General features: G+C 68.3%; 13 protein-coding genes and 1 tRNA gene. 4 read left to right on the top strand and 10 right to left on the bottom strand.

Annotated elements, in window-relative coordinates:
• Window positions 1–75: 75 nt before the first annotated feature.
• Window positions 76–696 (top strand): TetR/AcrR family transcriptional regulator, encoded by a 621-nt coding sequence (locus tag ELQ90_RS10975; protein ID WP_128495328.1) that lies wholly within the window; start codon window positions 76–78, stop codon window positions 694–696.
• 224 nt (window positions 697–920) lie between these two features.
• Here the strand turns inward: ELQ90_RS10975 and ELQ90_RS10970 are convergent, their stop codons facing one another.
• The 4 genes from ELQ90_RS10970 to ELQ90_RS10955 all read right to left on the bottom strand — a co-directional run bounded on the left by ELQ90_RS10970 (window position 921) and on the right by ELQ90_RS10955 (window position 4,281).
• Window positions 921–2,495, bottom strand: a complete 1,575-nt coding sequence (locus tag ELQ90_RS10970) for a transporter (RefSeq protein ID WP_128495327.1) — start codon at window positions 2,493–2,495, stop codon at window positions 921–923.
• Window positions 2,477–3,304, bottom strand: coding sequence for an ABC transporter ATP-binding protein (locus ELQ90_RS10965; protein WP_128495326.1), 828 nt, complete (start codon window positions 3,302–3,304; stop codon window positions 2,477–2,479). The genes ELQ90_RS10970 and ELQ90_RS10965 overlap by 19 nt, the downstream gene beginning before the upstream one ends.
• 190 nt (window positions 3,305–3,494) lie before the next feature.
• The gene (locus ELQ90_RS10960) at window positions 3,495–3,791 is read right to left on the bottom strand and encodes a hypothetical protein (RefSeq protein ID WP_128495325.1); all 297 of its coding nucleotides are present in this window, start codon (window positions 3,789–3,791) and stop codon (window positions 3,495–3,497) included.
• Between the two features lie 417 nt (window positions 3,792–4,208).
• Window positions 4,209–4,281, bottom strand: a tRNA-Lys gene (locus ELQ90_RS10955).
• Between the two features lie 99 nt (window positions 4,282–4,380).
• Here ELQ90_RS10955 and ELQ90_RS10950 point away from each other — a divergent pair.
• The gene (locus ELQ90_RS10950) at window positions 4,381–5,010 is read left to right on the top strand and encodes a DNA-directed RNA polymerase subunit beta (protein ID WP_128495324.1); all 630 of its coding nucleotides are present in this window, start codon (window positions 4,381–4,383) and stop codon (window positions 5,008–5,010) included.
• A gap of 272 nt (window positions 5,011–5,282) precedes the next feature.
• Here ELQ90_RS10950 and ELQ90_RS17110 read toward each other — a convergent pair whose 3' ends face one another.
• Together ELQ90_RS17110 and ELQ90_RS10940 are read right to left on the bottom strand one after the other, a co-directional pair.
• Complete coding sequence (locus ELQ90_RS17110; protein ID WP_128495323.1) at window positions 5,283–6,863, bottom strand: metallophosphoesterase; 1,581 nt, start codon at window positions 6,861–6,863, stop codon at window positions 5,283–5,285.
• Window positions 6,864–7,149: 286 nt separating this feature from the next.
• Window positions 7,150–7,809, bottom strand: coding sequence for a fasciclin domain-containing protein (locus ELQ90_RS10940; protein WP_128495322.1), 660 nt, complete (start codon window positions 7,807–7,809; stop codon window positions 7,150–7,152).
• A gap of 447 nt (window positions 7,810–8,256) precedes the next feature.
• Between ELQ90_RS10940 and sigK the strand changes: the two genes are divergently transcribed.
• Entirely contained in the window at window positions 8,257–8,865 is a 609-nt protein-coding gene (gene sigK, locus ELQ90_RS10935; RefSeq protein ID WP_279432135.1) for an ECF RNA polymerase sigma factor SigK, read from the top strand.
• Complete coding sequence (locus tag ELQ90_RS10930) at window positions 8,862–9,755, top strand: anti-sigma factor (protein WP_128495320.1); 894 nt, start codon at window positions 8,862–8,864, stop codon at window positions 9,753–9,755. The genes sigK and ELQ90_RS10930 overlap by 4 nt, the downstream gene beginning before the upstream one ends.
• A gap of 168 nt (window positions 9,756–9,923) precedes the next feature.
• Here ELQ90_RS10930 and pstB read toward each other — a convergent pair whose 3' ends face one another.
• The 4 genes from pstB to ELQ90_RS10910 all read right to left on the bottom strand — a co-directional run bounded on the left by pstB (window position 9,924) and on the right by ELQ90_RS10910 (window position 14,007).
• Window positions 9,924–10,703, bottom strand: a complete 780-nt coding sequence (gene pstB / locus ELQ90_RS10925; RefSeq protein ID WP_128495319.1) for a phosphate ABC transporter ATP-binding protein PstB — start codon at window positions 10,701–10,703, stop codon at window positions 9,924–9,926.
• Window positions 10,704–10,725: 22 nt separating this feature from the next.
• The gene (pstA, locus tag ELQ90_RS10920) at window positions 10,726–11,829 is read right to left on the bottom strand and encodes a phosphate ABC transporter permease PstA (RefSeq protein WP_128495318.1); all 1,104 of its coding nucleotides are present in this window, start codon (window positions 11,827–11,829) and stop codon (window positions 10,726–10,728) included.
• Complete coding sequence (gene pstC / locus ELQ90_RS10915; RefSeq protein WP_128495317.1) at window positions 11,829–12,776, bottom strand: phosphate ABC transporter permease subunit PstC; 948 nt, start codon at window positions 12,774–12,776, stop codon at window positions 11,829–11,831. Before pstC ends, pstA begins: the two co-directional genes overlap by 1 nt.
• Before the next feature lie 130 nt (window positions 12,777–12,906).
• The gene (locus ELQ90_RS10910) at window positions 12,907–14,007 is read right to left on the bottom strand and encodes a phosphate ABC transporter substrate-binding protein PstS (RefSeq protein ID WP_243696139.1); all 1,101 of its coding nucleotides are present in this window, start codon (window positions 14,005–14,007) and stop codon (window positions 12,907–12,909) included.
• Between the last annotated feature and the right edge of the window lie 73 nt (window positions 14,008–14,080).

Below are 14,080 nucleotides of genomic sequence, written 5' to 3'. Positions count from 1 at the left end.
TCGAGTTCCGGATATAGGCAGTTCTGGATTTTACCCGCTGGTAATCTCGATGACGAGGAGAGGAGGGCGACTGCAGTGGAGCAGGCGGACCTCGCAGAACCGAAACCGAGACTCGGACGAAAGCGCGACCATACGCGGGACCCCGAGATCCTCGAAGCGACCCTCGACGTGCTCGCCGAGACCGGCTACGACGGTATGACGATCGACATGGTCGCCGCCCGTGCGAAGGCGGGGAAGGCGACGCTCTATCGACGCTGGTCGTCCAAGCCGGAATTGGTGCTCGACGCCGTCGCCTGCATGAAGTCGAGCGAGATCGACCTCGAGGCGCTACCCGACACGGGCACGCTGCGGGGGGATCTCATCGCCCTCATCAAGCCGCCGAACATCCGCGACGCCGAGCGAAAGCTCCGCGTCATGGCGGGCATCGTCTCGATGATCGCCCGCAGTCCCGAACTCGCCGCGGCGGCGCAGGAGGCGCTCGTCGAGCCGCGAGCCGCCGCCAATCGCATCGTCTTCCGACGGGCCGTCGACCGCGGGGAGATCCCCGATTCCGTGGACATCGAGCAGCTCTGCACGATCGGCCCGGCGCTCGTCGCCTATCGCGCGCTCATGCTCGGCAAGCCCGTCAACCGTGAGTTCCTCATCGGCAACATCGACCACGTCATCCTGCCGGCCGCCGGCGTGCGCCCCGCCTGACACCCGCCGTGACCAGCCGTCATGACCGGGATTGAGCACGAGGGCCCGGGAGGCGCCCGACGCGCTCTCCCGGACCCTCTCCACGTCGCTTCGGGTTCGACGGGACGACAAGGGGGCCAGAGCCGACCGCACCCTCAGTCACGAGACCGAGCCTAGACAAGGCGAGCGGCCCTCGACTTCGGCTTTACACGAGAGTGTCACTCACGCTATGGGGACGCCGGAGATCAGGCGCCTCGCGCGCGCATCAGGCTCGCGAGGAGTTCGGGGCCTCGCCGCTCGAGGAGCGCACCGCCCTGACGGATCCCCACGACCATGACGATCGAGCCGGCGATGATGCCGACGAGAAGCGCGGCGACGCCGAGAACGACGCTCCCGAGGGCGATCGCCGCGATGCCGAGAGCGAGTTCCGGGATCGCGAGCCCGAACACGATCAACCACGCCGCGTACATCCCGAGTTGCGAGGTGAATGTCGAACCGGGCGGCGTCTTGAACGGGCTCTCTCCGGCCGCGGGAACGGGGAGGAGGAACCGGGCCGAGGCGACGCTCGACACCCCGAAGCCCGTGAGAAGTAGGCCGAAACCGATCCCGAGGAGCGCGGGGATCTGCTCGCCGCGATCGAGCACGAGGAGGGGGACGACCGTCGCGACGCCCACGAGCGGGACGGACAGCAGACCGAGCGTGATGACGCGACCGACGCGGTCGGCGACCCCGCTCACTCCCGTCGAGAGATGAGTCGCGAAGGCCGTGCCGTCGTACGACACCTCGGCGCACAGGGTGATCGCGAGGGTCGCGGCGATGACGGGTCCGAGCGCCGCGAGGAACCAGTCGGATCCGGTGGACGCGAGGAAGACCGCGATCACCGCGAGCAACGGCAGCATGATGAGCGAGCCGCCGTACCGGGGATCGCGAAGCCAGTAGACGGTGGTCCGGGCGGCGACGGCGCCGGTGGGCGTCGCCGGGTACCAGGCGAACGGGCCGAGGCCCTTCGCGGAGCCCGACCCTCCGCTCGCGCGAGGCGGGGTCACGAGGAGCACCGCGAGGCTGCGCCTCCACAGGAGCACGAACACGGCGAGCGTCGCAAGGGCGATACCGGTCTTCGCGAGCGCCTCGCCGTTGCGGCGCAGCACGAGGTCTCCGGGGATCGACCAGGCCGCCCCGAGCGGCGTCCACGACATCGTGCGGGCGATATCCGGAAGGTCGTTCGAGATCGTGGCGAGGGAGGACCCCGCGACGCCGATGATGGGACCGAGCAGGAGGAGCGGCACGAAGACGAGCACACCCATGACCTCGCGGTAACGGCGGCCGGCCGCGAGGGAGGCGCCGACCGACTCGAAAGCACGCGACGCCGTGACGCACGTGAGGACACCGAGCACAGCCGCGAGGGGAGCCGCCACGAGGCCGACGGGGTGTCCGAGCCAGCTGAGCGTCGTCGAGAGTCCCGCGGTGAGGGTCACGAGTCCCGGGACGCCGAGGAGCCCCACGACGAGGAGGGCGACGAGAAGGCGCCTCGGAGGAAGGGGGAAGATGCGCAGCTTGTCGACGCTCAACGACTGATCGACGCCGCGGAGGAGCAGGGGGACCACGATCCACCCGAGCACGGCTGCGCCCCCTGCGAGGACGGACACCGTCCAGACCCACACGGGCTCGGCGTAGGACAGCGCGATCATCCCGGCGACGAGTCCGACGAGGATGAACAATCCCCACGCGGCGCCGATGATCGCCGAGACGAGCGTCCACGTGCTGCGCGTGAAGCTGTTGAGGAGGAGTCGGAAACGGAGTCTCAGGAGGTGCGCAACCACGTCGGTCCCTCCGAGTGGTGTCGTCCGCCCACGAGCTCGACGAAACGGTCCTCCAGCGTCGAGCCCGCCCGGACCTCGTCCGTCGTCCCCGCGGCGAGGAGCCGCCCGGATCCGATGATCGCGACGTGGTCGCACATGCGCTGCACGAGGTCCATCGAGTGGCTCGACACGATGACCGTCCCGCCCCCGCGAACGTATCCCGCGAGCAGGTCGCGGATGTTCGCGGCCGAGACGGGGTCGACGGACTCGAACGGCTCGTCGAGTACGAGGAGCCGGGGAGCGTGCACGAGCGCGGCGCCGAGGGCGATCTTCTTCGTCATGCCCGCGGAGTAGTCGACGACGAGAGTGCCGCCCGCGGAGCGCAGATCGAGCAGATCGAGCAACTCGCCCGTGCGCTGCGCGACGGTCTCACGATCCATGCCGTGGAGGAGGCCGTGGTACGTGATGAGTTGCTCTCCGGTGAGTCGGTCGAAGAGGGCGATGCCGTCGCTCAGCACGCCGACGAGGGACTTCGCCTTCACCGTGTTCCGCCACACGTCCGTGCCGAGCACCTCGATGGTGCCGGCGTCGGGTCGCAGCAGTCCGGTCGCCATCGAGAGCGTCGTGGTCTTCCCGGCACCGTTGGGGCCGACGAGGCCGTAGAAGGATCCGGTCGGGACGTCGAGGTCGAGGTCCTCGACGGCGACCTTCGCGCCGAACGACTTCCTCAAGCCGCGGATGAGCAGCGCGGATGCGCCGCTCGGCCGCGCGGGTTCGGGCGGGGGGACGACGGTGTCCGGGGTGGCGGGGTCGTGAGCGGCATCGGTCATGCCGCCCAGCCTAGGGAGCACGCGTGCTGCGCGCCTCCGCCGTCCGGGGGAGTCCGGCAGGCGCGAGGCCGTGCGCGCCGCTCGTCGTGCCGGACGGTGACAGGGCCCGCCTCACGACGCGGGGACCGAGGGAGGGCGCGTCGCCGAACGAATCGCAGCGCCCCGCCACACGCGCTCACGCGGGCGGAGGCTAATCTCGGGGCATACGAACGATGAGCAGATTGAGCCCGGTCGACACAAAAAGCGAGTAGTTCCCGCTCATGCCAGGGATGGTCACGAAGCCACCGCCGTTCCGGGTCGTGGACACGATGGTGCGCTTGAAGTCCTCGATGTCGACGCCGAGCTCGAGAGGGTACCTCGTACCGTCGACGATGAGCCCGAAGCGGTCGTGTATTTCCGGACGGGTCACTTCTCGTGGTTGCGCGAGTGGAGAACGAGTCGAACCGTCGTCCCATTCGTCGAGCCCTCGGGCTGCGGATTCTGTCATGTTCCCTTCCACGATCATCGCACCGCTATGGCCGTACGTTCCGCCTGGAACGGCTTGACTGGATCTCGGCAACAGCGAGCATGAGGTTCGTCGGCGCAGAACCCTTCCAGTGCTGCGGCGGATGAGCCGACGGGAGTGCGCGCTGCATGCACGATCGTGGGCCGCAGTCGAGCCCGTTGGGCAGAAACGCGATCCGACGTAGCGCCACCCAGTCTGCCAGAGAAGGGCAGATGACGATCCTCGCCGGACCGATACCTGGGTTGCGAGGTCGAGGTCAGTGGTCCACGACGCCCAGCACGTGTGCGAGGACACGATCCTCGAAGCCGAACCGCTCTGGGCCGTAACGAAGCGTGCCCATGCAGGCCACGAAAGCCGGGCGACCGGGTCGGCCCCGCGTGATTCCGGGGGAGTACAGGGTGGGCCCCGTGGGGCTCGAACCCACGACCTACGGATTAAAAGTCCGCTGCTCTACCGACTGAGCTAGAGGCCCGCGTTTCCCCAATCTACCGTGAGACACCGGCGGGGGAGAACGCCGCGCGAGCGGGAGTAGCGTTGACGGGTACGTGTCACGAGGCAGGAGGGCGCAGCCATGGCCGAGGAGTTCCACAAGCCGACGATGTTCCCGACTTCCGTGTTCGAGGCGTACCAGGGCGGCATCGATCCGGCCGAGTCGAGCCGCATCGCGCACGAGACGTCACACGCCCTGCTGTCTCGCGTCCGCGCCGACCCCGACGCCGAGATCGTCGACCGACTCGTCGCCTATACCGACGAGCACGGCATCGACGCGATCGCCGAGCTGTGGTCGCGCGCGAGTGCTCGCAGCCTGCCGGGTGCGTTGTGGCGGATCTACCTGCTGCGCGTCCTCATCCGGCAGGACCCCGTCTCGACGTCCTTCTACTTCGAGCGCGGCGTCGCCGTCAGCTCGACGATCGACCCGATCGTCGCGGGCGCAGAGGCTCCGACGGGACCCGACGAGATCACGGTTCTCGCCGACCAGATCCTGCGCGGGCTCTTCGAGGGCGACTTCGCCGTCGCCCTCGACCGTGCAGCGGCGTTCTGCCGGGTGACGGGCGCGGGTTGCACGTCGGTCGCCGACGACCTCGACGTCACCGAGCCCGTGCGCTCGACGGAGCTGACCCGGCGGGCCCTCCGTTATTCGAGCATCGCCGGAGAATTGACGTCGTGCGCCCGGTTGTGGCGCTCGGAGTCGCTCGACTGATGAGTCGGACCGGTCGGACCGGGGCGAGAGTCGTCATTCGGACGGCTTTCGTCAGCCTGTGTTCGCGCAGCGCAAACACGGAAACGAGGAACCGTGGGGCCCGTTACACTGGATCTCGGCCGGGCCGCAGTAACCCCGGGCTCCACATTTAGCCGCTCCGAGCGGCCTCGCGCCGAGAGGCGTTCTGCGGCCCGGCCCTTTTCATGCCTGTCTGACGACGGAGCCCGCCCACGGTCGGACGAGCGGGGGCGAGCTCCCGGCGGCTCAGACGATCACTCGATGAAGTCGATGCCCTCGATCGTCGCGTCGTACTGCGACTCGTGCGTCTTCGTCTGCGGCACGTGCACCTCGGCCGTGAGCGTTCCGGCGTCGACGTCGACCTCGACGAGCTTCACCGGATTGAGCGGGCTGTGGAAGCCTCCGAGGAAGGAGGCGATCCGGTTGCCGTTCACTCCCACGTCGGTGCGCTGGTTCGACATCCCGACGTGGCCCGAGAACACCATCTTCACGTTGGCGTACCGCGAGATCAGTTCGTCATAGAGGTACTGCGGGGAGGTGGCGCCGTATCCGCCGTCGCCCTGCATGATCGACCCGTCGCCCTCGAGGTAGGAGTGCGTGTTGACGATGACGTTGTGGCCGGGGTGCGAGGCGACGATCTCCTTCGCCCACTCCACGACCTCCGTGCGGGGCCAGAGCTCGAGCGTCAGGATGAGGAAGTCGGCGCCGCCGGCGGAGAAGATCTGCACCTGGTTGTCGACGCGACCCGTCTCGTAGACCGCCGAGATGTTCGTGTAACGCGTGGCGGGGAACGTCTCGTTGAAGAGAGGGGTGTCACGGATGGTGATCGACGGGTTCTCTCCCGGGCAGGATGCGCCGCCGGGGCAGACGGCGCTCGTGTCGTGATTGCCGATCGCGATCGCCGCGGGGATGCCGCCGTCCTCGAGGACCTTCATCGCGTCGGACGCCACCGTGTACTGGGCGGGATCCTTCTCGCCCCAATTCGTCACATCGCCCGTGTGGAGCGCGTACCGCAGGTCGAGCTCCTCCTTGTTCTCGACGAGCCACTCGTTCCGCTGAGCGAAGCGCGTGGTGCGGCCCATCTCCATCTGCGTGTCGGGGATGATCGCGAGGGAGAAGGTGCCGTCGGCGTCGGCGGGCGACTCGGACGGCGGCACCGGACCGGGCGTCGGCTGCTCGGGCTCCGGCTCCGGCGCGGGAGTCGGTGCCGGATCGCTCTGCGTGGGCGATGGTGTCGGCGTGGGTGCCGGATCGCTCTGCGTGGGGGACGGTGTCGGCGTGGGCGCGTCGTCGTTCGGGGCGACCCAGAACCGCGCTCCCTGATCGCGCCATCCGTCCGCGAGGAGAGCCTCGACGCGTGCCGAGTCCGCTTCCATTCGGAACGTCTGCAGTTCCTGGTTCCAGAGGCGGTGCACCCCGATGCCGCAGTCGATCGGCGTGGGTGATGCCCAGAAGTCGATCTTCTGCAGGTCCCACCCGAAGACGGACTGTGCACGCTCGATCTCGTCCGAGCCGCGCTTCTCGGGGATCCACACGAAACGCTCGTCCTTGTAGAGACGGTAGACGGGAACGAGTCCGTCCTTCTTCTTCGGTGAGGCTTCGAAGACGGCTCCGCGCGACTCGGTGAAGCCCCAGACGTCGGCAGCGCGGATGGTCTCGCGCTCGCTCACGGTGAGGAGCGACTGGCTCGAGTCGGGATTGACGGCCTGGAAGACGTCCTGCCGGAGGGGCGTGCAGTCATCGGTCGCGGCGCTCGCCGCCGTCGCGGTGAGCGCGGATCCGACGACGAGGGCCGACAGTCCGATCGTGGCGAGGAGTTTCTTCGAGGCGCTCATGGGCTGCTTTCCTGTGCGAGCTCGTCACCCGGAGATGCCCGGCGCGCGGCCGAGCGGGACGGGGGGTGAGAAGCGGGGCGGTCCGGGGGAGCGGGCTCGGGGGAGCACGCATCAGAGACAGTATGTCCCCCGCATGGGGGACGCCGCTAGGACCAATTTGAGGACCACTCGGGTCTTGCGCCTCACGCATCGACATGGACCATGCCGCGCACGACGGAACGGCCATGGCGTGAGCCATGGCCGTTCCGATGGATGGCGCCGGAGCGCGATCAGGGGTGATGCGTCATCACATGGCGGGCATGAGGATGCCGTCGATGAGGTACACCGTCGCGTTGGCGGTGGTGACGCCGCCGCAGATGACGTTGGCGTCGTTGACCATGAGGGCGTCGCCCTCACCGGTCACCTCGACCATGCCGCCCTGAACGGTGGCGTGCTCGCCGACGACAGCGTCAGGAGCGAGCTGGCCGGGGACGACGTGGTAGGTGAGGATGCTCGTGAGCAGGTCGGCGTCCGACTTGAGGGCCTCGAGCGTCGCAGCGTCGACGGCTGCGAAGGCGTCATCGACCGGAGCGAAGACGGTGAACTCCCCACCGTTGAGCGTGTCGACGAGGTCGACGTCCGGGTTCAGCTGGCCGGAGACGGCAGCCGTGAGCTGCGTGAGCAGCGGGTTGTTCGAGGCGGCGACGGCCACCGGGTCTTCAGCCATACCGGCGACGGATCCGTCGCCGTCCGGAACGGCCTCGGCGTAGTCGGCGCAGCCGGGGCCGACGAGGTTCATCGCGGGGTCCATCTCCTCGGTGCTCGGCATCGTGGTCTCCTCGGTCATCGAGGGCTCCTCGCTGGCCGCGTCGCCGGACGAGGTGCCGGTCGAACAGCCGGCGAGGCCGAACGCCGCAACGGCACTGAGGGACAGGACAGCCATGAGATTGCGCTTCTTCACTCGCATGAGAACACTCCTTGTGATTGTGAGGCCGACGATCCGCCGGCTTGCGTGGCCGCTGTACCGCGGCTCTCGATGGGGCATTCGGAACCTGGACGGGAAGGGATTGGACATTCGTGCGCGATTCCTCGCCGAGGGCCCGAGTCGTACCTCTATACGCAGAAAGTCGAAATCCGTCTCCCAGCTCGTCCTGTCCGCACGATTCCGCGGATCGAGCGGCGTTCCGAGCAACCCGATCACGCCGTGGTCCCGAACTGTTCCCGAAGTGCCGTCGACCCCGCGAACGGTCCGCTCATCCGGTCGGCAGTGGGGACGCATCCGAGGAAAGCGGCGCTCGGAAGGAGCGGATTCATGTTGACGACGGATGTCGCACCGCCACGTTCGCATAGCAGTGCAGCCCCTCCGGGCGAGTGGATGCCGGAGTTCTCCGGATTGTTTGGCATGCTTGAGTCCGTGGCAAGCGAAGACACGAGCACCGAGGCGCGAGCCCAGCAGAAGCAGACGGCGGAGACCGCCGCAGCGGAGCTCCAGCTCCTCGTCTCCCGGATCGCGTCCGGTGATCAGCTCGCCTTCGGAGACTTCTACGACCGGCTCGCATCCCGCGTCTTCGCGATCGTCCGCCGTGTGCTCGTCGACCCCTCTCAATCGGAGGAGGTGACGCAGGAGATCTTCGTCGAACTCTGGCAAACCGCTCCCCGTTATGCTCCGAACAAGGGTGGAGTGACGACGTGGGTCATGACGATCGCGCATCGTCGTGCTGTCGATCGCGTGCGGGCTTCACAGGCCAGCAGGGAGCGCGATCTCCGAGTGGGCATCCGCGACCACGCGATCGACTACGACACCGTCGCCGAGACCGCGGAGCTCCGGCTCGAGAACGAGCGGGTGGAGCGAGCACTCGGCAGCCTCACGGACCTGCAGCGCGAGGCCGTCACTCTGGCGTACTACGGGGGCTACAGCCACAGCGAGGTCTCCGAGATGCTCGGGGTGCCGCTCGGCACCGTGAAGACACGAATACGTGACGGCATGATCCGTCTGAGAGATGAAATGGGGGTGGCATCATGAGCAGCACCAACAATCCGGGCTTCGACGCGAGCGTGTATGCCGCTGGGGGGCTCGACGCCGACGAGGCGGCCGCCTTCGAGAAGGAACTGGAGTCGTCTCCGGCCGCTCGCGAGCAGCTCGAATCGTTCGAGGATGTCTCGGCCGCCCTCGGCCTCGCCCTCGAACCCGTCGATCCGCCCACGGACCTGAAGGCCGCGCTCATGGCGCGCATAGCGACGACACCGCAGCAGTCGAGCGAGTCTCGGTCCCGGCACGCCGTCGACCCGGCACCCGATGCGCGACCCGTCCCCGCTCCGGCGATCGCCGCCGTCCCGACGGAGGAGCACAGTGCGGCGGGTGCGGTCACCGCCCCGGCCACGACCGACCGACGTTCGCAGTTGACCCCCGGTCAGATCCGGAAGGCCCAGGAACGCGCGAATCGTCGCTGGTACTCGAAGCCGCTGTCGTACGCCGTCGCTGCCGCAGCGGTCGGAGCCGTCATCGTGGGGTCGAGCATGTTCGTCGGCATCGTCGAGAACGGCAACCAGTTGCCCCAGGCCGTCGCGCTCGCCGAGGTCAACTCGGCCTCCGACGTGCAGCGCACGACGGTCGAGGTCGATGGCGAGGGCGGCACCGCGACGCTCGTCTGGTCGGGTGAGCTCGGCAAGTCCGTGCTCGTCGTCAACGGGCTGCCGCAGCTTCCGAGCGGCAAGACCTACGAGCTCTGGTACATCGACGAGGCCGGTCCGGTCTCCGCCGGCATCTTCGACACGGGCGCCGACGGCACCGGGTGGGGAGTGCTCGCCGGTGGCATGGACGCCGGCGACATCGTCGCGGTCACGATCGAGAAGTCCGGCGGCTCAGGGGGAACCCCCACGACAGACCCCGTCCTCGTCGTCGAGCCGGTCTGATCCGCCCGGATCCACCGACACCGGATCCCCCGGACACCGCGAACGCCCGCGGAGTCCGGGGGATTCGTCGTCGCCGCGGTGATTCACGATGCGGCCTGCCGGTGATGCGACGAACGCCGCGATCCCGAAGGGGAGCGCGGCGTTCGTCGTCTCAGGGAAGCGGCCGGATCAACCGAAGCGGCCGGAGACGTAGTCCTCGGTCGCCTGCACGGACGGCTGCGTGAAGATCGTGTTGGTGTCGTCGTATTCGATGAGCTTGCCCGGCTTGCCGGTGCCGGCGATGTTGAAGAACGCGGTGCGGTCGCTCACGCGGCTCGCCTGCTGCATGTTGTGGGTCACGATCACGATCGTGTACTCCTTCTTGAGCTCCTCGATGAGGTCCTCGATCGCGAGCGTCGAGATCGGGTCGAGAGCCGAGCAGGGCTCGTCCATGAGCAGGATGTCGGGGGAGACGGCGATCGCGCGAGCGATGCAGAGACGCTGCTGCTGTCCGCCCGAGAGGCCCGAGCCCGGCCTGTCGAGCCGGTCCTTGACCTCGTTCCACAGGTTCGCGCCCTGCAGGGAGCGCTCGACGAGCTCGTCCGACTCCGAGCGCGACATGCGACGGTTGTTGAGCGAGACGCCCGCGAGGACGTTCTCCCGGATCGACATCGTGGGGAACGGGTTGGGACGCTGGAACACCATGCCGACCTGGCGACGGACGAGAACCGGGTCGACGCCGGCGCCGTAGAGGTCGTCGCCGTCGACGAGGACCTCGCCCTCAACGCGAGCGCCGGGGATGACCTCGTGCATGCGGTTGAGCGTGCGGAGGAAGGTCGACTTCCCGCAGCCCGACGGGCCGATGAAGGCTGTGACGCTGCGGGGCTCGATCGTGAGGCTCACGCCTTCGACGGCGAGGAACTTGGAGTAGTAGACGTTGAGGTCGTTGACTTCGATGCGCTTGGACACGTGTGTGGTCTTTCGGGTCGGGTTAGCGGCTGAGCTTCGGCGAGAACGCGCGGGCGATGAAGCGGGCCAGCAGGTTGAGTGCCATGACGATGAGGATGAGGGTGAGCGCTCCGGTCCAGGCCCGGTCGAGGTAGGCCTGCGCCTCGGTTCCCTGGCTGACGTACGAGCTGTAGACGAAGACGGGGAGGCTCTGCATACGGCCCTCGAAGAGGTCGTAGTTCATGTTGTTCGTGTAGCCGGCGGCGACGAGCAGCGGAGCCGTCTCGCCGATGACGCGGGAGATCGACAGCATGATGCCCGTCGTGAGTCCGGCGATCGACGTGGGCAGCACGACCTTGAGGACGACGAGCCACTTCGGGACGCCGAGCGCGAAGGCCGCCTCCCGCAGCTCGTTCGGCACGAGGCGGAGCATCTCCTCGCTCGATCGCACGACCACGGGGATCATGAGGACGGCGAGGGCGATGGCACCAGCGATGCCGAGGCGGACGCCCGGGCCGAAGATGATCACGAAGAGCGTGTACGCGAAGAGTCCGGCGACGATCGACGGGATACCCGTCATGACGTCCACGAAGAACGTGATCGCCTGGGCGAGTCGGCCGCGACCGTACTCGACGAGGTAGATCGACGTGAGCAGTCCGATCGGGATCGAGATGATCGCGGCGGCACCGGTCATGAACAGGGTGCCGGTGACGGCGTGGAGCGCGCCACCGCCCTCTCCCACGACGTTGCGCATCGAGTTCGTGAAGAACGTGAGGTCCAAACGCGCGGTGCCGTTGAGCAGCACCGTCGAGAGGAGGGAGACGAGGGGCAGGAGCGCGATCACGAAGGCGAGCGTCACGAGGGTCGTCACGAGACGGTCCTTCGCGCGGCGCGGTCCCTCGATCATGCGGGCCACGAAGTATATGACGGCCCCGTAGAGGACGACGGCGAGGAACACCGCTCCGGCGGCGTTGAAGCCGCCAGAGGGGTCGGCCGTCGCGAAGAGGGCGAAGACGGCGAACATGATGACGAGGGAGCCGGCGAGGACGATCAACGGCACGAAGCGGGGGAGTCGACCCGTCGCGTACGAGTTGGGCATCGCTCCCGTGGGGGCGCCGGCCTTCGGCGGTGCGGTGAGCTGTGACATCAGTTCGCTCCAGAGAAGTCTTTGCGGCGGTTCACGACGATGCGGGCGATCGTGTTCACGAGGAGGGTGATCGCGAAGAGGATGAGGCCCGTGGCGATGAGGACGTTGACGTTCACGCCGTAGGCCTCGGGGAAGCTCAGGGCGATGTTCGCGGCGATCGTGCTCGGGTTGCTCGAGCTGATGAGGTTGAAGGTCACGCCTCCCGAGGCGGAGAGCACCATCGCGACGGCCATGGTCTCGCCGAGCGCGCGACCGAGGCCGAGCATCGCGGCGGACACGATGCCGGCGCGACCGAACGGGAGGACGGCCATGCGGATCATCTCCCAGCGCGTCGCACCGAGCGCGAGGGCCGCCTCTTCGTGGAGGACGGGGGTCTGCAGGAAGACCTCGCGGCAGATGGCGGTGATGATCGGGAGGATCATGACGGCGAGCACCACCGAGGCCGTGAGGATCGTGCGGCCGGTGCCCGAAGCGGGCCCGGCGAAGAGCGGGAACCAGCCGGCGTTCTGCTCGAGCCACGAGTAGAAGGGCTGGACGGCAGGCGCGAGGACGTTTCCGCCCCAGAGGCCGAAGACGACCGACGGCACGGCGGCCAGGAGGTCGATCACGTAGCCGAGGCCCTGGGCGAGCCGACGGGGCGCGTAGTGGCTGATGAAGAGGGCGATGCCGATCGCGACCGGGACGGCCAGGACGAGGGCGATCGTCGCCGACCAGAGCGTGCCGAAGATGAGGGGCCAGACGTACTCGGCGAGGTTCACGCCCCGGAGGATCGAGATGTCCTCGGGGTTCGTCGTGACGGCCGGGACGCTCTGGAGGATGAGGAACGCTGCAACGGCCGCGAGCACCGCGAGGATGAGCGAGCCGGCCACGAGAGCGCTGCCGGAGAAGATGCGGTCACCGGGGCGCTGTTTCGCGGGTATCAGCGCGGTGGTGGCTGAAGCGGTCATGAACGGGCTCTCTCGGTCGGGTCGGGATGGAGCGGGTGGAGCGGGTGGAGCGCGTGGAGCGGGGCGGAGCGTGGGACGAGGGTGTGTCCGGGACGTCTGGCGAGACGTCCCGGACACACCCTCGGTCGTACTACTTGATCAGCTCGATCGCGGCCGAGGCCTTGTCGAACAGGTCGGAGGAGATCGGGGCGGAGCCGGCGGCGTCAGCGGCCTCCTGCTGGCCCTCTTCGCTCACGATGTAGCTGAAGTACGCCTTGACGAGCTCGGCGCTCGCGGGGTCCGTGTACTCCTCGCAACCGATGAGGTAGCTCACGAGGACGATGGGGTAGACGCCCGCCTCTTCCGAGGTGCGGTCGATCTCGACGGCGAGGTCACCCTCCGTGCGGCCCTCGGCCATCGGCGAGGCGTCGACGATCGCGGCGGCGGCCTCGGCGGAGTACGGCACGTACTCTTCGCCGACCTTGACCGAGACCGTGCCGAGGTCACCGGCGCGCGAGGCGTCGGCGTAACCGACGGTGCCTTCGCCACCCGTGACGGCGTCGATCATGCCGGAGGTCTGCGAAGCGGCCTCGCCGCCCTCGAGCGGCCAGACGCCATCGGCCTCGTCGGTCCACACCTCGGGAGCAGCGGCGCCGAGGTACTCGGTGAAGTTCTCGGTCGTGCCCGAGTCGTCCTGACGGTGGACGGGCGTGATCGCCGTGTCAGGCAGCTCGGCGTCGGGGTTCTGCGACGCGATCTGCTCGTCGTTCCACGTCGTGATGCTGCCGTTGAAGATCCCGGCGATCGTCGCGGCGTCGAGGTTGAGCGTGTCGATTCCCTCGAGGTTGAAGATGACCGCGATCGGGGAGATGTACGCGGGGATCTCGACGATGCCCGTGTCGGGGGCGCACGCGGCGAAGTCGCCCTCGGCGATCTCGTCGTCCTTGAACGCACGGTCGGAACCGGCGAAGGCGCTGCCGCCCGCGAGGAAGGTGTCGCGGCCCGCGCCGGAACCGGCGGGGTCGTACTCGATGGTCACGTCGGGGTTCGCGGTCTGGAAGGCCGTCGTCCAGGCCTCCTGAGCCGACTGCTGCGACGACGCGCCGGCGCCGACGAGCGTGCCGGTGAGTTCGCTCGCGCTCTCCGAGCTGCCTCCACCAGCGGCGGTGTCCTCGTTCGCGGCACACCCGGACAGGGCGAGTGCTGCGAGTGCTGTGACGGCCGCGGTGCGACCGAACGTGTTGAACTTCACGTGATGTCCGTTTCTTCGGGATGAGGAGGGCCGGTGCATGGCCCGCCCTCACGCTAGGTCCGAGGCCTTACGA

The sequence above is a fragment of the Labedella phragmitis genome (assembly GCF_004078635.1).
GTDB lineage: Bacteria > Actinomycetota > Actinomycetes > Actinomycetales > Microbacteriaceae > Labedella > Labedella phragmitis.
The sequence above is the reverse complement of the archived record's forward strand: the minus strand, read 5'-3'. Positions and strand labels throughout refer to the sequence as shown.